Annotated in this window: 13 protein-coding genes and 1 pseudogene; 4 read left to right on the forward strand and 10 right to left on the reverse strand. The window is 45.8% G+C overall.

Translation table 11 applies throughout. The annotated features are described in order from the left end of the window. Positions 1-12 precede the first annotated feature (12 nt). The 6 genes from B4V02_RS23400 to B4V02_RS23425 all read right to left on the reverse strand — a co-directional run bounded on the left by B4V02_RS23400 (position 13) and on the right by B4V02_RS23425 (position 7,855). Positions 13-1,137, reverse strand: a complete 1,125-nt coding sequence (locus B4V02_RS23400) for a TIGR04066 family peptide maturation system protein (protein WP_094156607.1) — start codon at positions 1,135-1,137, stop codon at positions 13-15. Further along, positions 1,106-2,563: a Cys-rich peptide radical SAM maturase CcpM gene (gene ccpM, locus B4V02_RS23405; protein WP_094156608.1), complete on the reverse strand. Its 1,458-nt coding sequence runs from the start codon at positions 2,561-2,563 to the stop codon at positions 1,106-1,108. Before ccpM ends, B4V02_RS23400 begins: the two co-directional genes overlap by 32 nt. Before the next feature lie 84 nt (positions 2,564-2,647). Then, entirely contained in the window at positions 2,648-2,830 is a 183-nt protein-coding gene (locus B4V02_RS23410; RefSeq protein WP_084011677.1) for a CLI_3235 family bacteriocin precursor, read from the reverse strand. Between the two features lie 117 nt (positions 2,831-2,947). Then, entirely contained in the window at positions 2,948-4,675 is a 1,728-nt protein-coding gene (locus B4V02_RS23415) for an ABC transporter ATP-binding protein (protein WP_167383781.1), read from the reverse strand. Positions 4,676-4,952: 277 nt separating this feature from the next. Further along, positions 4,953-5,540, reverse strand: a complete 588-nt coding sequence (locus B4V02_RS23420; RefSeq protein WP_094156610.1) for an RNA polymerase sigma factor — start codon at positions 5,538-5,540, stop codon at positions 4,953-4,955. A gap of 551 nt (positions 5,541-6,091) precedes the next feature. Then, positions 6,092-7,855 carry a sulfatase family protein gene (locus B4V02_RS23425; RefSeq protein ID WP_094156611.1) on the reverse strand — a complete coding sequence of 588 codons (1,764 nt, stop codon included), beginning with the start codon at positions 7,853-7,855 and terminating at the stop codon, positions 6,092-6,094. Positions 7,856-7,976: 121 nt separating this feature from the next. On the opposite strand from B4V02_RS23425, the pseudogene B4V02_RS23430 reads away from it, so the two are divergent. Further along, positions 7,977-8,327: pseudogene (locus B4V02_RS23430) on the forward strand (Rpn family recombination-promoting nuclease/putative transposase); the annotation flags it as partial. 103 nt (positions 8,328-8,430) lie between these two features. On the opposite strand, the gene B4V02_RS23435 reads toward B4V02_RS23430, so the two are convergent. The 3 genes from B4V02_RS23435 to B4V02_RS23445 are packed head-to-tail and all read right to left on the reverse strand — an operon-like array spanning position 8,431 to position 11,478. Next, complete coding sequence (locus B4V02_RS23435; protein WP_370629384.1) at positions 8,431-9,291, reverse strand: carbohydrate ABC transporter permease; 861 nt, start codon at positions 9,289-9,291, stop codon at positions 8,431-8,433. Between the two features lie 12 nt (positions 9,292-9,303). Then, entirely contained in the window at positions 9,304-10,188 is an 885-nt protein-coding gene (locus tag B4V02_RS23440) for a carbohydrate ABC transporter permease (RefSeq protein WP_094156613.1), read from the reverse strand. A gap of 36 nt (positions 10,189-10,224) precedes the next feature. Beyond that, entirely contained in the window at positions 10,225-11,478 is a 1,254-nt protein-coding gene (locus tag B4V02_RS23445) for an extracellular solute-binding protein (RefSeq protein WP_094156614.1), read from the reverse strand. A 463-nt stretch (positions 11,479-11,941) separates the two neighbouring features. On the opposite strand from B4V02_RS23445, the gene bglX reads away from it, so the two are divergent. From bglX to B4V02_RS23465, 3 genes are all read left to right on the forward strand, one after another. Continuing rightward, entirely contained in the window at positions 11,942-14,131 is a 2,190-nt protein-coding gene (bglX, locus tag B4V02_RS23455; RefSeq protein ID WP_208618737.1) for a beta-glucosidase BglX, read from the forward strand. A gap of 13 nt (positions 14,132-14,144) precedes the next feature. After that, complete coding sequence (locus B4V02_RS23460) at positions 14,145-17,585, forward strand: GH36-type glycosyl hydrolase domain-containing protein (protein WP_094156617.1); 3,441 nt, start codon at positions 14,145-14,147, stop codon at positions 17,583-17,585. 166 nt (positions 17,586-17,751) lie between these two features. Beyond that, entirely contained in the window at positions 17,752-18,756 is a 1,005-nt protein-coding gene (locus B4V02_RS23465) for a LacI family DNA-binding transcriptional regulator (RefSeq protein WP_007428300.1), read from the forward strand. 82 nt (positions 18,757-18,838) lie between these two features. Here the strand turns inward: B4V02_RS23465 and B4V02_RS23470 are convergent, their stop codons facing one another. Next, positions 18,839-20,059: a stalk domain-containing protein gene (locus tag B4V02_RS23470; RefSeq protein ID WP_094156618.1), complete on the reverse strand. Its 1,221-nt coding sequence runs from the start codon at positions 20,057-20,059 to the stop codon at positions 18,839-18,841. Positions 20,060-20,096: the final 37 nt, after the last annotated feature.

Consider the following 20,096-nt stretch of genomic DNA (forward strand, 5'->3'; position numbering starts at 1 on the left):
AGTCCCCTTTAATCATATTCTTATTGTTTGTGCATTCCGTATAAGTTTATTCTCCAGATATTCAAACATCCTCATACCATCATCCGTATTCAAGCTATCAAAAACGGGGATTTGACAATCTCCCAAATTTCTTACTTTTGAGTCTACTAATTCTGTTTTTAACGTGACAAAACTATTCTTTTGTTCTCTTTTGCTGGAATTGAGATCAAGTTTTTGGTTAGAGAAATTAAAACAATCCACTTCAAAGCCCAGCTTGTATTTCACAGATGTATATATGTTCTCCAAATACAGTTCATTAATATCTTCATACAACAGACTTAAAATAGCCGCATCCGGCGTCACAGCATTGGCAATTTCGAACGCCAGTACACCAAACTTATTGGTCAACTCGTTATTGTAGGGCATAATCCCTCCTGGTATACCGAGAAGAATTAAATCCGGTTTCTCAGTCATCTCAATTCCTTTGCATAGACAATTAAAAAGTAAAACTTTTTGCCACTCCGGGAAGGAATCAAACATAATCCGGGGAAAAGAGTGAAAACCAAAAAGCTCGCAGCCTGTTCTTGTCCCAATCTGTGAAATTTTATATCCTCTTTGCATAAAATGATTTCTTAGACAAAGCTGGATATCAAATTTATTCGTATGCTCGTATACCCCTGCCACCATCAACACCGGGGTCTGAATGGTCGTCAGTCGCTCATCCTCAGTATCAATTAACTCTGATAAATGTTCTTGTTTATGATTAATAATATCGACTACATTGATCAGTGGACTCCCCTGTGCCAAACACATGTCCTGAAGCTTACAGTAGGTTTCAGAATTAAAAGGGTAAAGACTAACAATCGTTTTTTTAGCCTCCAAAACTGGAAGAATTTCTGCCAGAATCAACTCGCTCATATCGAAGCTCACATCAGGATTAGCTATAAGTACTACATCATATTCACAGTACAATGAAGAAAAATGGCTACTTGTCTCTAAATTTTGAAACGCACCGCCGTAACGGGACTCCTCATTCAAGACTCCCAATCCTGGCGGAGAAACCACCCCAACCACATCAAATTCAACAAGCATATGACGGTACCTCAATAAAGGCAAGGACTCTCCATTATAAGGAAAAACAACTGTTCTTTTCTTCATCAAGGCTCTCCTCCGTCTCTGCTTGATCTTCAAAATTACATCCAAGTTCCCTCAATGTACAGTAAGTCATCAGAATATCAGCAACATAATTTTTTACATTCTGGCATAATTCCATTCTTAATGGTCCAGATAATTCCTCAATTCCATCCGCCGCTGCAGCACATTGATTGCACATTCGAAAAGCCCAGCAGCTTCTGCATGCTTCTTCCGTCAACTTTCCTAGATTGAGAATTGATCGAACTTTTTCAAAGTCAAACCCCTCGTATACATCGCCGATTCGCATCACTTGGGAACTTTCACTTACTCGCTCGCAAGGATACAATTGCCCCTCCACATCAACAAAAAGTCTTTGCGCTCCCGGTACACATGGGCCAGAAGGATGATCTTTCTTGAACTTTGATGTCGGCAGCTTCATTCTCTTATGGACATTCTCTTTAATCTGCGAAAATGTAGGCAGAACCAGTTTGGAAACATGTCGTTCATCTAATTTCCCTAGTTTCCACAAATACATTTTAAATAGCTCGTAATTTACATTCTTCTGATAGTTCTCGCTAAAGGAAACCGAGTCATTACGGTAGATGTCATTAATAATGGCTGATGTAACCAGAAATTCCTTTACCGTATGATATGATCCAAAAAAATCGCTTACACAAGAGTAGTCATTAAGGGGATCAATAACTGTATTGAAATTAATTTTTTCTACATAATCGGGGTGTCTTTCCTTAATCATCTCAATATTATTCATAATATCAGCAAATGTTCCGCGTCCATTAACTCCATACCTGCGGTTTTTATCATGCAGCAATTCCGGACCATCCAGACTAATCGTTATATTCACTGAATTTTCACTTAGAAAATCAATCACTTCTGGAGAAAAAAGAGTAGCATTAGTTGTAATACTAAAAGTTAATTCTTTGCCAAATATATTTTTTTTAGCATATTCAATACAGTCACGAATTAGCGGAAATTCCAGTAACGGCTCCCCTCCATAAAAGCCCAAATTAATAGTGGATGAATCCGCTGAATGGAGAATCAAAAAATCAATAGCTTTAAAGGCTACTTTCCGGCTCATCCGTTTATTCGTATGCGTTCGATTCGTATAGCTACCTGAGTACACACAATATTTACATCGCAAGTTACAATTCTGAGTCAACTGCAACGCCATGGTATACAGCTTTCGATCTAAAATAGATTCAAGCAATTCATCTGCTGGATGAACCATAATAAAATCTCGTTCGCCGGTGAGGTATCCTTTTTTTCTTAATGCATCTAATTCCGGTGTTGTCTTATTATTGTCCTCCATAAAATTTTTTACAGATTCATATGTAACAGGATCCACATTAATCAGTTCATTTGTGTTCGTATCGTATATATAGCAAGCCTGCACTGTCCTAAATAAGTAAATTAACGGGGTATCTCCTGACATTATAGTCACTCCTCGCTTATTTTTTATAATACAGCCAAGGAATAATAGCTATTCCTTGGCTGTAGCAAATGGCAAGCAGCAGTTTTAGCTGAGGGCACTAATGACATAGAACGAATTATAGGTTTGGAGATATCTTGCATAGTTCAGAGCAGAAGAATTCGTCGAAGAACAAGTGCAGTTATAGCAGCCACATGAAGCACAAGAGCATGCTGCATAGGCTTCCAGTGTTTCAGGCATTTCCACTTGTTTTTTTCCAAGCTTTCTCATCTGGATTACCTCCCTTCATTTTATTCAATCTATTGATAATTACCTTTGAAATACAAAGGCAATAGATTGGCCAATTTAATTCGATGCATTTGTTGAAATGACTGTGGAATTTAGGTTCTATTTACTGAACGCCATTGCTACTTGACGGTATTCTTTATGATCCTTCCAAGATTCATTGTTATTTTCATACTGTATTACACTACCATTGGAAAGTAACAAAATTTTATCAGCCCGTTCAAGTAAGTCTAAATGATGCGTAACCATAATGATGGTCTTATTTTTCAATCTTGATTCAAGCAATGCATATAAGCTCGCTTCTGACTCAGCATCCAGATGAGTATCGGCTTCATCCCAAATAAAAATGGCTTTCTCATGAGCCAAAGCTCTGGCTAATGCCAACTTTTGTCTCTGACCACCAGATAATCGAGAGCCATTAGGGCCAATTTGGTAATCAAGGGAATGAGAATTAACAAATTTCGTTAAACCGCTGTCGTTAATAGACTGACGTAAATCAGCTTCACTCAGGTTAGTATAAAGCTTCACATTTTCCTCAATGCTTCCATCAAAAAGATAGAAATGCTGATCTAAAACAGAGAAGTGGAGACGGTAATCTTGTATATCAAGATTCCTAATATTTATACCATTTAGAGTGATTTCTCCACCTTTAGCCTCGTAAAAACGTAATAGTAAATTTAGAAGTGTAGATTTACCAGAGCCATTTGCACCCACTATTGCAACTTTTTCTCCAGTCTTAATTGAGAAGTTAACATCTTCTAATATTTGATTTCCCGTACCATATGAGAAACTAACATTCTCGAAGACTATTTGATCACATGGCTCAAAATCCTGGGTTAACAAAAAGTCACGAGTGATCGCATTACTTTCCTGTTCAAGCTCTAGAAAACTATAAAACCGCTTTGTTGAAGGTAGGATACCTGAAAAAATGTATTTTAAATTTACAATTGCAGCAATCGGGGCAGTGACATAGCTACTATAGGTGATAAATGCAAAAATCCCTCCTACAGTTAACTGCAAGCTAAAGAACATACTTCCACCAACAATATAAAGGGCAGTAGTTAAAAACTGCATAATTGTCAGTTCAAAGGTAGTATTAAAAACATCCATCATAGATGATTTCTTTTCGATTTCAACTATATTATCAATTTTTCGCTCAAATTCTTTTTCTTTGTAACTAGCACATCCAAATATACGAGACTCCCTAATGCCTCCAAGCATGTCTCCAAACCAATGTGCATATTCATGACTCCTTTTCAGATAGCCGTTCATAAGTTGCTCTTTTTTTCGAGAAAATTTATAGGTAATTAGAATTTTTAAAGGAATGAAGCTAAGAACAATTAGTGTCATTTTCCAACTAATAAGTAATAATCCAACCATCCCACCTAAAATGCTAAAAATTTGTGTGACGACAAAAAATACATAATCGTCGGTTACTCTAGACATATTTTCAATATCTTGATTCACATTATTTAATGTAGATGTGTTGTTTACATTTTTAAAATAAGCAATTTTTATACGCTGAATATGTGAATAAGCCTTTTGATACAGATTCTTTTTAATTTTGGCACTAATTCGGGTTCGTACCATTTCTTTGAACAAGTTCATCCCTTTATCAATACAGAATAAGAACAATATAGCTGAAGAGTATAGAAGAACAGCTTTAAAATTTTGTTTTAATAATCCCTCATCCATAATGCGTTTACTAATAAGCGGCATAAGTAGATTGGCCAGACTCGAAACAATAATAAAGCTGACCAACATAACTACTGCTTTAATGTGCGGTTTGAACAAACGAACTAGCTTTTTCATGGCTTCTTGGTTATCCATGAAAAACTCCCCCCAAATGATCGTCACTACCATAATAAGGATTCCGATGACCTGTAACTTATGCCTATTGTGATCAATTTCACTTAAATACAAGCCACTTGGTAAGCACTTTCAAAAAATGACAGAGTATCAACTTGCCAAGTTCCCTCCCCCCCCTAGCTATGCTAACTTTTCACTCTTATTATAAAAGACAAATCAAATGCTCAATTCGCAACAGCTTAAGAAGAAAAAATATCGATTAAATAAGATTTTTTTGAAACTATTGGTTTTTTACTTATTAACGGAATGATCTGTCATGATCTTTGTCCTCCTCTTTCCGCAGAAATAATTTCAGTGCTCTCCGCCTAGCACGAGTTAAATAGGAACGGATATTGGCCGCTGGGACATCTATAGCCTTGGATAACTCTGTATCAGTTAATTCTAAAATATATTTATTAATTAACAGTAGTTGGTCCCTCTCAGACAACAATCCTATGATACTCCCTAATTGCTCATATTCCTCCTTCAAATTATATTTCTCCTCAATACTCAGTTGAGAATCAGCTATATATTCCGCTCCTTCATCAAGCAATCCATATGTGCATTTATTTTTTTCATTCGAATACTTCCTTACGTAGTTAAACGAAGTATTTCGTATTGTATGTACAATATATGAGGACCTTTTACAAGAATTTAATGATTTTAAAATCGGAATTTTTTTAATTAATCGAATAAACGCTTCTTGAATCAAGTCATCCGTAACACTGTAGTCTTGAGTGATTTCGTAAGCCTTTGTTTTCATAATTGGGTAGAACTTTATGTATAATTCTGTGAAAAAATCGATGTCCTCTTGTTTATCCGACTTAGAGATAATAATGAGGAGCACAGGCTTCCCTCCCTATCTATAATAATTGCTTTGATTATTCAATTGGATTTTATTGATATAATTAGGATAACTCTGTATGCATTTGGAGATGTTTTTGCATTGATAACAAGAGTAAACTATCTACTCGAAGTAAAGATGAAAACCATAGAATTGAGACTGGTAAGTGTTCCGGCGAAGAGGTGTTGAAGAGGTGTCGCCAGCAATCGCCATCACATAGATGGAATCGAACCGAGGAGGACTACGGGTTAAGGAGGGATACCGAAAGATCACGGCGCTGCTTGGAAGGGAATAGACAATTAATCACAAGTGCGTACAGCGGATTATTCAGCGCGAAGAGCTATAGCCGAGTCAGGGTGGAAGAAGCGTAAGCCGACCTGACAGCCTGCGCATATCGTGGAGCATCAATTAAAGCGTCAATTTGGGGCTGATGCACCCACGCAAATCCGCTGTTCGTATTGTGACATTAGCCGGATACAAAATTATCGATCAGATAGCATTTAATAGAAACATCAAGCGTTTTCGATGACCCAAAAGGGGAAACGCGTTGTTTTTCACCATATACATGTTTGAGCGGGATATAAACGCTTATGTTTACGCTGTTCCTCCAGTAAGTGCATCATCTGTTGTTGAACGCTTCTGGTCTGCTGCGTTGCAAATGCAGGATAGGCAAGGTTGCATGTTTCCAAAGGGTCGTTGGTTAGATTATACAATTCATATTCGTCATGATCTGGTTGAGTTTTGACCTGTGTAGCCCATTTAGAATATGGTCCGCATGTATGATCACCCACGGGCCGTATAGTCACATCCTTCACTCCCGGTTGACTCCAGAATTGGGTACTGTCAAAATAGCGGCTAAACTTCCACAGCTCCTGCACGCCATCTCTTTGCAGGGGCGCAATGACCGTCTCGATATGATTGGGCTGAATAACAGACGGATATGGCTCCCCCAGTACATTGATCTGCCGCTGGCCTCGGGTAATGTCGTCATCGGTCATAAAATAGACCGGCTGGTTAGCTATTTCACCTTGGTTCTGTCCTCGGATAACAGGAGTAAGGTCACGCCCGACCAAAGGACGTGCTTCGGTAAAGCTGTTTTGCAGGCGGCTCTGGATCGCAGTGATGTCTACATTCGCCAGTCCAAGCATGGTAGGCAGGAGATCCACGTGGTTTGTCAGGGTATGCTCGCTTTTATACTGTGGAAACAGATGCCTGTTATGGATAACCAAAAGCACGTGCACAATCTCTTCGTAGGCACAGTAAAATTTTTGATGAAGATTGCCGTGAGCCCCTAGCAAATCTCCATGATCGGATGTAAAAATAACAATGGTATTATCGTAAAAAGAAGAACGGGTCAGCGCTTCAAATACCTTAAACATTTGGCGATCCGCATTTTTTTGCAACTGGTAGTATAGCTTACGGTAAAAAGGCTGATCCACAATGGGCTGTAAAGCTCTAGGGTAAATATCCCGATAGCTTGCCTGACAGCGCGGCTTTGTAGCCAGCCATTCGTTGATTGTCGGAGGAGGAGCGACTGCGGGCATCGGCTCCACCTCAAACCGAAACATGGGCAATTGTGCAGTAATCGCACCGTATAAAACAATGTCATGTGGATTCACAAATGAAGCTACGACCAACCAAGGATTGGCATAATTGTCATATTCCTTCTGGCGGTCAAGGGCTTCGATGAGTTCTACGGTATCCGCAGCATATACCTCGTCTCTCCCGCGTAAACCAAAACCAGCAGAGGAACCGGAGTTTCGCGGGTTTCGCCCATGCGGTTCAGGACCGATCCATCCGGAAAAGCCGAAGCTATTCAAGCGGTCAGCTTGCTCATATAGGTCTTGCCGTTTTCTATCGGGTACCCCCGTTAGCGGATGGTAGCTAGGAAGCGCCTGGTGTGTACCCGGGATGATCATATCCTCGTCGGATATATGCCATTTTCCTTTATAATAGGTTTGGTATCCAGCTGCGCGAAAATAATCTCCCATGGTGGGCACCGTGTTTCTATCCAGCCAGAACATATCGGAGTCGAATGCCTCCTTGGCCACTCCGTCTGTCTGAGTGACACCATGGAGTGACGGATAATGGCCAGTAAACAAGGTTGTTCTGCTGGGGCTACACGCAGCGCTTCCTATATAATGCCTGTGAAACTCCAGCCCGTGGGACCTCAAAAGCCCTTGCGTAATAAGGTTTTGCCTGCTCCATTCTTTGATCTCCGGGTTTTCATAAACCACGGGATACCGTTCCTCATCCACAAGGAGCACCAGAAAATTAGGCTGTTCAAGGAATCTGGGCAAAAATGAGCTATCGTTCATATATACACATCCCAAGTTCATTTTTACCCTAAGAATATGTTATGAAACCCCAAAACAGTATCATTCGGAAGAGAAGCTTAGCCATTCTGATATCCTAAAAAAGATGATAAAATTGATACTAAACGGAGGGCTTATCAACTGGTTATTGTTTCTCAAAGGCGCAGATCCATCCAAATGGGAGGTTTTGAAAACGAACGAGCCAGGACTGGAAAAAGCCATGGACACACTGCAATTCTTGAGTCAGGATTCAGAAGCAAGACGTCTGTATGAAGCTCGGCAGAAATACCTGCACGATGAAGCCTCAATGATCGATAGAGCAGAATCTATCGGTATGGCGAAAGGTCTAACCAAAGGTAAAGAAGATGAGAAAAAGAATATCGCCAAAAATATGCTGTCCATGGGTCTGGACATTGCAACCATTGCAAAGGCCACCGGATTAACCGAGAAAGAGATCAAATCTATTCAAATATGAGAATTTCTACGAGGAGTGCCCTTAAAGTGGTGCTCTTCTTTTTTATAAAACAACAAAACGGCGAAGTCCCTTCGGTTAAAAGGGAGACTCCGCCGTTGTACTACTACTTAATACCCGAAATTGTATAGTTCTCGATAATATACTTTTGAAAAACAATGAAGATAATCATAATCGGTAAGACCATAAAGGTCGAGCCGGCCATCTGGAGCGCAAATTGGCTCTCGTTCTGTCCCTTGAGCAGCGACAGACCGACGGACAAGGTGTACAGCTTCTCATCGTTCGCAATAATGAGTGGCCACAGAAAGCTGTTCCAGCCGCCAATGAAGGTCAGGATGGCCTGCACTGCCAAAATCGGTGTTGAAATAGGCAGTACAATTTGCAGAAAGGTTCGAAATTCGCCTGCCCCGTCCAGACGGGTCGCCTCCAGCAATTCTTCGGGAATATCCGACATGAACTGCCGGAACAGGAAGATGGCGAATGCTCCCACCAGACCAGGCAGGACGATCCCCATCATGGTATTGGTCAATCCCATCTGGTTCAGAATCAAATACACGGGAATCATCGTTACCTGCCCCGGAATCATCATTGTGGCCAGCACCAGATAGAACAGAAAACCTCTGCCCTTAAATTTGAATTTGGCAAACCCGTAGCCTGCCATGGCGTTCAGGAATAATCCGAAAAAGGAAGCTAATACAATGACCAGCGTATTGGTCAGATAGGTGCCAAAAGCCATGCTATCGAACAGAATTTTAAAATTGTCCAATGTGAAATGCTGCGGCCAGATGGTCGGAGGAATTTGGGTTACCTCGCCCTCGGTCTTAAAGGAGGATAGAATCATCCACGCAAAAGGCAGCACCATCAACAAACCTCCCACGGTCAGGAGAATTGCCACGAACGATTGAAATGTTTTTTCACCACTGCGCGAGTTGGCGCGGGCTTGCTGAACAGCTGTTTTCACGTTCATCACCTCTCTCTATCAGGACTCCGCTTTATTTTGCAAACGGAACTGAATCAGCGTCACCGCGATGATCGCAAAGAACAGAATAAATGATCCCGCCGCGGCATAACCGAATTTACTAAACTGGAAGCCGTTATTGTATATAAACAGAGATGCTGTCAGCGTGCCGTCAAGCGGTTTCCCTTTGGTCATGACGAACGGTTCCTCGAAAAATTGCAGCCAGCCGATCATCGTCGTAATGGAGACGAAGAAAATAGCGTAACGCAGCTGCGGAAGGGTGATATAACGAATTTGCTGCCATGTGTTGGCCCCGTCAAGCTGAGCCGCCTCATAGTAAGAGCCTGGAATCCCTTTAATAGCCGCAATAAAAATAATCATATTCAAGCCTATGCCCCGCCAAACCGCCAGCACAATCAGCGAAATTTTCGCCACGGTCGGATCGGTCAACCATGGAACAGGGCTCAGATTCACCAGGCCAAGCACATAGTTGAATAATCCGAGCGTCGGATTATACAGATAGCTCCATACGACCGCGACTGCAACCACATTCGTTACGGACGGCAGATAGAACACGACGCGGAATATTTTGAAAGCACGTGATTTACCCATATTAATCAGGATCGCAATGCTTAGCGAAAATAACAGCACCAACGGAACACCGATAATAACGAAGAACAGGGTATTACCCATGGATTTTATAAAAGAAGGATCTAGCAGCACATTCTTATAATTTTCCAGTCCGATAAAGCGAATACTATCATAATTAACGAGTCCTGACAGATCCATATCGGTGAAGCTGATCACGAGCGCCAGTAAAATCGGCAATAGCGAAAACAGCGTCAGCAGGATGATGGAGGGACCGATAAACAAGTATGGCGCAAGCTTCTGCGAGCTTCCTTTCATGTCTTCACTCCCTTTGACAATGACGGATACGGATCATTATTTTTTCATCATACTTGCAGCCTGCTGATTAAAGTCATCCATTTCCTTCTGGACGTCGGCTTGACCACGGTAAATGCGTTCGAAGCTCTTGATGAATTGCTGAGAAACCTCTTCCCATGCGGCCAGTTGCGGTAAAGATGCGGAATGCTCGAGCTGTTTGCGAATCGTTTGAAGCATCGGATCACTCTTCAGCTTGGCATCGTCCCATGACTTGGTAGCAGCAGGCAAGGTACTGGATAGCTCCATCCATTTCAGTTGCGTCTCCGGTTTACTCATGAAAGCCATGAATTTGGCCGCTTCCTCTGGGTGCTTGCTAAACTGCATAATCGAAAGGTTCGACCCGCCCAAAACAGACAGGTTGTTTACTTTGCCCGGAAGCTCGGCTACATTCCATTTGCCTTCCAGTTCCGGTGCTTTGCTCTTGATTTCTCTAATCATAAAAGGACCGCTGATAAACATCGGAACGATACCATCACCTTGCAATCCCTGAACGGAATCTATCCCAAGATCGAGGGCATTAGAGCCATTTTGGAAAAAGGTGTTCAAATACTTCACAGCCTCTACAAATGGTGGCTGGTTGAACAGCGGATTGCCCTGCTCATCGATCAGCTTGGAGCCGTTCTGAAGAGCGAACATAAAGCCCAGAGACTGCTCTTTCGCATTAATGGCAATACCGTATTTCCCTTTGCCACGCGCTGCCAGCTTTTGAGCAGCGTCAGAAAGCTCTTCCCACGTTTTAGGTGCTTCATTATATCCGACTTGCTTCAATAGATCTGAACGGTAGAACAAAATTTTCGTTTCGGTATACCAAGGAACACCTACAGGTTTTCCCTCAAATTTTGCCGTATCCACAGCACCCGGGAAGAAATTCTTCGGCTCCAGCTCAGGGTATTTGCTGACATAAGGAGTGATATCCGTCAATGCACCCGCAGCCGCAAGCTCAGGAACCCAAGACGTACCCAACTGAACCACGTCCGGACCGGATTTGGAGGCAACTGCCGTTAGCAGCTTATCGTGGGCGTTGTCCCAAGGCAGTGCCTGCACCTCTACATGAATATCGGGATTTTCTTTTTCAAAATCCTTCACAATCTCAGGCAGCAGCTTTCCTTCTGCCCCCATCCCCCATAGGGTGATGGTTGTCTTTCCGTTCGCATCCTTGCCGGATGACTCATCCTTGGACGAACAGCCAGCCAATGCGCCCCCCAGTAATAGAGTGCTTGCCAAAATGATCCCCAACGTTCTTTTCATCATACGAATTCCTCCCGACATGACCGATTTACCGATCACGAAATATGATAACGGATTTAAATACATACAATGGTTACAGCATACCGTTATAGCAATTATGTTCCAATATCTAAGGATCAAACTCATTAATAGAAACGTTTCGATAGTCATTATAGAACAAATTGAAACCGTATTCAATAGGAATATTATTTTTTTATTTCGCCAAAACAACGCCCTTATTTCATCTTAAACACGTTATTTTTCCCATAAAACAACCTCTAATATGGATTTGACTCTCGATTTGAAAGCGTATATAATCCAACTGAGTTCAACAATAGAAACGTTTCGATAAATAATACAACAGAAAATTATGCATCCATACTAAGCTATTAGCCTGTTCAGCACTTTTATGAAACCATTTTCGCCAAAAAATCTCATGAATCTGAAAAAGAAAGCTGTCCACCAACGCAGCTTATGGAGGATTATGATGGAACAACAACTCAATTCCTATTTGCAAAGCATGACCCTTGAAGAAAAGGTCGACCAGTTGCTTCAGCTTGTGGGCGCCTTTTTCGAGGATGCCGGAACAGAAGGACAAATTACCGGGCCTATGGCTTCTCTTGGCATCACCGAGGAAACCGTCCACAACGTCGGTTCCGTGCTTGGCCTCGCAGGAGCCAAGGAAGTGATTCGTGTGCAGCAGGCCCATTTGAGCAAAAACCGTCTGGGCATTCCGCTTCTAATTATGGCAGATATTGTACACGGCTTCAAAACGATTTTTCCGATACCGCTGGCTATAGGCTGCTCCTGGGATATGCGACTTGCAGAAGAGAGCGCTACCATTGCTGCGAGAGAGGCAGCTGTGTCGGGGATACACGTTACTTTTGCCCCGATGGTTGATTTGGTGCGTGACCCGCGCTGGGGCCGTGTTATGGAATCTACAGGAGAAGACCCTTACCTCAACAGCGAATTTGCCCGTGCGTTTGTGCGTGGCTACCAGGGCAAGGATCTGACGAACGATACCGACCGGGTGGCCGCGTGCGTGAAGCATTTTGCCGCCTATGGAGCCGGAGAAGGCGGGCGGGATTACAATACTGTCGATCTGTCCGCATGGCAGCTGCGGGAATATTATCTCCCCTCCTACAAAGCTGCGCTGGATGAAGGCTGCGAAATGGTGATGACCTCCTTCAATACCGTAGAAGGTGTAGCCGCAACGGGCAATAAGCGCCTGATGCGCGATTTGCTTCGCGATGAATGGGGCTTTGATGGCGTACTCATCTCCGATTGGGCCGCCATCAAGGAGCTGATCCCCCACGGCATCGCCGAGGATGAGCGCGAAGCAGCACAGAAAGCATTGCTGGCAGGCGTGGATATCGAAATGATGACCTCCTGCTATAACGGGCATCTGCCTGAGCTGGTTCGCAGCGGACAGTTGGACGAAGCACTCGTGGATGAAGCGGTGATGCGTGTGTTGAAGCTCAAGCAAAAGCTGGGCTTGTTCGACAATCCGCTGCGCGGCGCGGACCCTGAGCGGGAACGTGAGATTGTGTTCTGCGATGCCCATCGGGCGGTTGCCAAGGAGCTGGCGATCAAGTCATGCGTGCTGCTCAAAAATGATTCCGTTCTTCCATTGAAGCGCAGCCAGCATATTGCGTTGATCGGACCGTTCGCACAGAGCGGTGATATCCTCGGCTCTTGGTCCTGGAGCGGCTCGCAGGACGAAGCGATTCGTGTGATTGACGGATTCCAATCGAAAATCTCTTCCTCGCTGCTCACAGTAGCGACAGGCTGCTCCATAGAAGATGTGACCGCAGAAGATATGACCGCTGAGCAATATGCAGAGGCTCTGCAAGCTGCCAGCCAAGCAGAAATTATCGTGCTGGCGCTTGGGGAGCGCTCGGATATGAGCGGTGAAGCAGGCAGTCGCTCAAATATTCGCCTGCCCCAAGCCCAACTGGAGCTGATAAAGCGCTTGAAAACGCTGAATAAGCCTATGGTAGCCGTCTTGTTTAATGGTCGCCCATTGGACCTGCACGGTGTCATTGAAGAAGCAGACGCCGTACTGGAGGCCTGGTTCCCCGGTGGCGAAGGCGGCGCAGCGATTGCCGATTTGCTGTACGGCGATGCCGAGCCTACGGGTCGCCTGACGATGTCCTTCCCGCAATCAGTTGGACAAGTGCCCGTGTATTACAATCATTTTAATACAGGACGTCCGCAGCTAGATCCGAATACCAAGGAACGCTACGTGTCCCAATACCTGGACGTACCGAACGAGCCTTTATTCCCGTTCGGATATGGCCTGAGCTACACCGAAGTAGCCTATGACAGCATACAGCTTTCCAGCGAAACTCTTGTACCCGGTCAGGCGCTAACGGTTAAAGTGCGGGTAACGAACGCAGGGGCTCGTCCCGTCGAAGAAACCGTTCAGTGCTATGTCCGTGACATCAGCGGAGATACGGTTCGCCCGTTGAAGGAACTGAAGGATTTCCGCAAAGTCCTTCTTCCCCCGGGCGAAAGCCGGGAAGTGGAATTTGCATTGACCAAGCCGCAGCTGCGCTATCACCATGCAGACCTGAGCTTTAGCAGTGATAGCGGTGAGTTTGCTGTCCTTACAGGACCTAACAGCCGGGATACGACCGAAGGACGTTTTCGATTAGTGAAAGAAACCGGAAAGTGAGGCGCAACCTTTGATGAATACAAGTCTGGATCAAAATATTCTGCTGCGGGCAGGCGACCTGTCCTTTACCTTTCTGAGCAGTGGTGATGTGTACAAAATCGCTCATGGCTCAACCATGATCAACCAGCTGCTGACCAATTCGGTCGACGGTTCCCTGAACAATCTGTACTTGAGACTGTACCGTCCGTCCGGCGTGAGCATCACTCCACTGCTTGGAGCTCGTTCACCTGGAGTGATCCGCCAGACGGATCGACAGATTATTTGGGAAGGCTTCACCGCTGGTGTAGGCTATCAGGTAGCCTTTACACTAAGCAGTCTGGGAGTATGGTTCTGGGATATAGTCCTACAAGGCGATAATGTTGAAGCAGATATCGTGTACGGTCAGGATGTCGGCATTGCGGATACCGCTGCTGTACGCAATAATGAAGCCTATTTGTCTCAATATATTGACCATACAGTCTACCATGACGAACAAAGAGGCTACACGGTTTGCTCCCGTCAAAATCAGCCGCAAAATCAGGCATTCCCTTACCTCCAGCAAGGCTCGTTAACCCGTACCATCGGCTACTCGACGGACGGATTTCAGTTCTTTGGACTTTCGTACAAAGAAACGAATGAGCCGGAAGCCCTGCGCCGCGACTCGCTCGCCAATGAAGTGTACCAATACGAATTCGCCTATACAGCATTGCAATCCGAGCGGGTGAAGCTTACTGGGGAAGCTCGCTTTACCTTTTACGGCCTGTTCCAGCCGAATCATCCCACTGCAGTGACGAAGCTGGAGTATCAGGAACTGGTGACAAAAGCACGCGAAGAAGTCGCTGCCATTTTGGCCATCGCTTCCGATGCTACCATTCCAGCACATGCCGCAGGTAATTTACAGGCAATGCGTGTAGCTCCAGCTCAAACGATCGGTGAGCCGCTGCACACCCTGGACCTGACCGATGCCGAGGTGGAACAGCTTTTCCCGAATCGGCAGGAGGAAGAACGGGATGGCGATACACTGCTATCCTTTTTTACGGACAGCTATGAGCATGTCGTACTCAAATCCAAAGAGCTTCGTGTAGAACGTCCCCACGGGCATATTTTAATGGGTGGGCATTACACAGGAGGCAAGGAAGAAACGATTACCACCACCTCCTATATGTATGGAGTGTTCAATTCCCAACTCGTCATCGGGAACACAAACTTCAACAAAATGATCACAAACACGCGTAATGCACTTAACATTCCCAAAACATCCGGACAGCGTATCTATGTCGGAATCGAAGGGAAATACCGTCTGCTTACGATGCCTTCCCTGTTCGAGATTGGCTTTAATTATGTACGCTGGTATTACAAAATCGCTAGCGATACGCTCATCATTACAAACCATACGAACGCCGACACACTAGAAGTAAGGCTGCACATGCGCTCGGCAAGCGGCAAAGCCTATCCGTTCCTTGTGACTCAGCAGCTATCCATGCATGTGAACGAATATGAGCTTCCGTTTCATATGGAACGCGAAGGTGACGACCTGCTCTTCCGGGCAGACTCCGCTTCACTGAGCGCCGAAGCCTACCCGGACCTGCTGTACCGCATGCAGGTACAAGGCGCTCCGCTACAGCAAGTGAGCGACGCTCGCGCACTGCTGCAGGGCGCAGCCTGCCCTGATCCATCGCTGGTCGTGCTGGAACTGGGCGACAGCAGCGAATGGACCTGCACCGTGCAGGGTTGGCTGCATGGCCGCTCGGCCAGGAAAAACCATGCGCGCAGAGAGCGCCGCATCTCCTTTGAGGACGAGCGTGAGCGCTATCGCGAATATTTGGCCGAGCTTATGAACGGCTTCCATCTAACGCAGGACGGTCATGAAACCAGCGAGCTATTCCGTGTGAACGCGGTGGCTTGGTGGTATACCCACAATATGCTCGTCCACTATTCCGTGCCTCATGGTCTGGAGCAATATGGCGGTGCAGCTTGGGGAACGCGCGACGTATGTCAGGGACCGGTGGAATATTTCTCAGCCGTACAAAAATATGATGAGGTCCGTTCCATACTGCTGACTGTATTCAGCCACCAGTACGAGGACAGCGGAAGCTGGCCGCAATGGTTTATGTTCGACAACTATACCCGCGTGCAGCAGGAAGAAAGCCACGGTGATATCATCGTCTGGCCGCTCAAGGTACTGGGCGATTATTTGACCGCGACGCGGGATTACAGTATTCTGGGAGAAAATGTACCCTACACCCATCGGCATTCTTTCGATTTTACCAAGCAGACCGCGACCCTCATGGAGCATGCAAAGAAGGAAATCGAGTATATTCGGGCGAATTTCCTTCATGACACCCATCTGTCGGCCTACGGCGACGGAGATTGGGACGACACGCTCCAGCCGGCCAACGCTCAGTTGAAGCAGTACATGGCGAGCAGCTGGACGGTTGCACTCACCTATCAGGTGATTAGCAGCTTTGCTGCTGCTTTGGAAGAGGCCCCGGCGGGCGTCGTCGACGAAGCAGACAAGATTGCCCAGGAACTGCACCAGATGGCCGAGGGTATTCGCAAGGATTTCAACCGCTACATGCTGGAAAGCGGTACCATCCCAGGCTTCGTGTATATGGAGGAGCCTGGCCAGCCCAAGCTGATGCTTCACCCGTCCGATCCCGAGACGGGTATTCACTACCGCTTGCTGCCGATGACACGCAGCATGATCAGCCAGCTGCTCACACCTGAGCAAGCTTTGGCTCATGAGCAGCTCATCCGCGAGCAGTTCCTCTGCCCGGATGGGGTGCGTCTGATGAACCGCCCTGCGCAATACGATGGCGGTGTCAGCTCGCACTTCAAGCGCGCAGAGCAAGCGGCCAACTTCGGACGTGAGGTCGGGCTGCAATATGTGCATGCCCATATCCGCTTCGTGGAGGCGATGGCCAAGCTGGGGCGCAAGGATGACGCCTGGCACAGCCTGAAGCTCATCAATCCGGTTGGCATCCGCACGTCCGTCCCGAACGCCGAATGGCGTCAGAGCAACGCCTATTTCAGCAGCTCGGACGGCAAATTCAATACCCGCTATGAGGCACAGGAACGGTTTGGTGAACTGCGTGAAGGAACCGTACCGGTCAAAGGCGGCTGGAGAATCTACTCCAGCGGTCCGGGGATCTACATGAACCAGCTTATTTCGAACGTTCTGGGTATTCGTCAGTCGGGCGAAGACCTGATTTTGGACCCTGTGCTGCCGGACGATCTCGACGGATTGGAATTTGAGTTTTCCTTTGCCGGGAAACCGATCACCTTTGTTTACCGTATGCTGCAGGAGCATCATAACGGTGAGCAAGGCCGTGCAGTATTGAACGGAATGCTGCTGGAAAGTAAGCCAGCCAATGATAATCGCTACCGCTCCGGCGCCATGCGCATCAAGCGCGACACTTTCGAGCAGGCGCTGGCAGACTATGATGGTGTACATCGTCTGGAGATTATTTTATAAAGAGTTGGGATTCGAATTATGCAAAATGCTAAACCAGGTATAGGCAACAAAGCGATGGCGATCTTGCAGGATCGCCCTTTGCTGCTTGCCTGCGAGGCTACGATATTTGAAATTAATTTGTGGTTAATAATAAATAAACAGAAACGGACGAAAAGGAGGTGGCGATGTGGTCAGCATTAAAGACATCGCCAAACAGGCGGGCGTTTCCATATCCACCGTATCATATGCTTTGAACGGCAGCGATAAGGTAACAGAAGAGACTTGCGCACGTATTTTGGCGATTGCCAAAGAACTTAACTATGTGCCAAATGCCGCCGCACGTAATCTCAAGAAAAGGCAAACCAAAATTATTGGCGTTTTCCTGACTGATTTTCGCGGAGACGTGTATGGAGATTTATTGTATGGCATCAAGGAAATTTTGAACCGCAAAGAATATGACCTCATCGTATGCAGCGGCAAGCAGTCTCATCGAATGCTGCCGGAGCGCATGATCGACGGAGCCATCGTGCTGGATCAGACGTTTGATAGTCAGGAGCTGCTAAGCTACGCCGAGCGGGGACATAAAATTGTCGTGCTGGACCGTGAACTGAATCACCCTAACATTAATCAGGTGCTGCTGGACAACAAAGCGGGTGCTGCGCTTGCGATAGAGCATCTATTGGAATTGGGACACCGCAAGCTGTATGTTGTCACCGGACCAGACGGTTCTTACGATTCATGGCAACGGATGCAGGCGGTCAAACAGACCGTTGAACGGAGTGGCATTGCCGAAATGATCGAGATTCGTGGCGATTTTGAAAAATCGGGTGGCGAGCAGGCGGCCGAGATCATTTTGCAGCAGCATGTCAGCCCGGATTCGGAACCTGTAGCCGTCTTTTGCCTCAATGATGAAATGGCCGTAGGCTTTTATAATCGAATGACTCAGTCTGAGCTAACGCTCGGCAAGGATATTCATATCGTCGGCTTCGATAATATTGAGCTGGCACAATATATTCAGCCCCGCCTGACCACCATTGACTATTCCAAGCGCAAATGGGGCGCTGTAGCCGCCGAACAGGTTCTCAAAATCATTGCAGGGGAAGACGTGGATCATGAACGATTGTACGTTACGCTTGTCCAAAGAGAATCCGCAGGTGCAGTATGCATTCCGCAAAATAAACAGAATATGTAATGAAAAGAACTTCCACAGCCCCGGAGTACGGGTGGGAAGTTCTTTGGGTTATGCTCTTGCTCGCTCTACTACAAGCGTATTTTTAAAACTTTCCGTTCGTATTTTTCCACTCCGCTTTAGGCGGAACGTCCTGAACTACATCCCAATGCTCTGCTACTTTTCCGTTCTCCACACGCCACATATCATAGACAGCCGTTGAGGTTCCCTGTGGTGATTTGATTTCACTCACAACCAGCACGAAGTTTCCTTCTCCAATGACCATATGTACCTGATCATATCCAAAGGAAGCCCCCTGACCTCCCGCTGCGGAAAACGCTTGTTTCAGACCGGATACACCGTCACCAAAAAGAGGATTATGCTGGATGTAATGATCACCGTTATAGTAGCTTTCCAGTGCGGCGCGGTTCTTGCCAACCAGGATATCATCCACAAACTTGCGGATCAACGTTTTGTTCTTCTCGGTTTGGTTGCGATCTGTGATTTGTGTTGTTCCGTCAATCATTGTACGTCCGCTTGGATTAGCTGGAGCCAGCGCTTGGCTGTTGTCCCAGTGCTCTACAATTTTCCCGTTCTTGTCGAACCGGAAAATATCAAACAACACGCTTGGTTTCCCTGCATCCGTCTCCTTGTAATGAACGGCTACATAATCTCCATCCTGAATGACCCGGTGTATTTCAACCTGTACATTGGCTCCCTTCAATTGGCTGATTCCTTGCAGCAAGGCGTCTCTTCCGCTGGCGAAGCCCAGATTGTGCTGAATGTACTGATCTTTGCTGATCCAGGTCTCGGCCGCTTTGGTATCTCCGGTTTCAAAGCTTTTCAGGATTTCAACGACCTTATCCTTATTGCTCACCCCGATTTGCACCGTTTGGCTGGCTGGGTCCCAGGTCACTTGCTTGCCCCACGCTTCTTTGATAACATCAACTGGAACATAGGTTATCCCTTGTTTAGTCAGGATGGGCGAGGTGGACAGTGGTACCTTAATCCCGTTGATTTGCGCTTCCGGATTGCCTGACACCAATACAACCGTCGCCTGATCATAACGAATGGTCGTGCTTTGACGCGCCGTATTGAACGTAATATGCTTGGAATCCAGTGGAATCCCCAAACTGGAAGCCAATTGTCTCAAAGGAATCAAAACCTGCTTATTTTGCACGATAGGAGCAATCTTGTAAGCCTCTTTCTTGCCATCTACCCAAACCTGGATACCTGTAGCGGGTTTTATCTCGGCTGCCAAGGCAGGCACAGCAGAAGATAGCACGAGCAAGCCAGCAAGTGCAGCAGTAACCGTATGTTTTTTCATGAATGTAAGCCCCTCTCATTTTGTAAAATAAAGTATA

It is taken from the genome of Paenibacillus kribbensis (genome assembly GCF_002240415.1).
GTDB lineage: Bacteria > Bacillota > Bacilli > Paenibacillales > Paenibacillaceae > Paenibacillus > Paenibacillus kribbensis.

Coding starts and splice junctions, on each gene's coding strand:
- B4V02_RS23400 (WP_094156607.1), bottom strand. CDS start 1,137: ATGAAGAAAAGAACAGTTGTTTTTCCTTATAATGGAGAGTCCTTGCCT.
- ccpM (WP_094156608.1), bottom strand. CDS start 2,563: ATGTCAGGAGATACCCCGTTAATTTACTTATTTAGGACAGTGCAGGCT.
- B4V02_RS23410 (WP_084011677.1), bottom strand. CDS start 2,830: ATGAGAAAGCTTGGAAAAAAACAAGTGGAAATGCCTGAAACACTGGAA.
- B4V02_RS23415 (WP_167383781.1), bottom strand. CDS start 4,675: ATGGATAACCAAGAAGCCATGAAAAAGCTAGTTCGTTTGTTCAAACCG.
- B4V02_RS23425 (WP_094156611.1), bottom strand. CDS start 7,855: ATGAACGATAGCTCATTTTTGCCCAGATTCCTTGAACAGCCTAATTTT.
- B4V02_RS23435 (WP_370629384.1), bottom strand. CDS start 9,291: ATGAACGTGAAAACAGCTGTTCAGCAAGCCCGCGCCAACTCGCGCAGT.
- B4V02_RS23440 (WP_094156613.1), bottom strand. CDS start 10,188: ATGAAAGGAAGCTCGCAGAAGCTTGCGCCATACTTGTTTATCGGTCCC.
- B4V02_RS23445 (WP_094156614.1), bottom strand. CDS start 11,478: ATGATGAAAAGAACGTTGGGGATCATTTTGGCAAGCACTCTATTACTG.
- bglX (WP_208618737.1), top strand. CDS start 11,942: ATGGAACAACAACTCAATTCCTATTTGCAAAGCATGACCCTTGAAGAA.
- B4V02_RS23460 (WP_094156617.1), top strand. CDS start 14,145: ATGAATACAAGTCTGGATCAAAATATTCTGCTGCGGGCAGGCGACCTG.
- B4V02_RS23470 (WP_094156618.1), bottom strand. CDS start 20,059: ATGAAAAAACATACGGTTACTGCTGCACTTGCTGGCTTGCTCGTGCTA.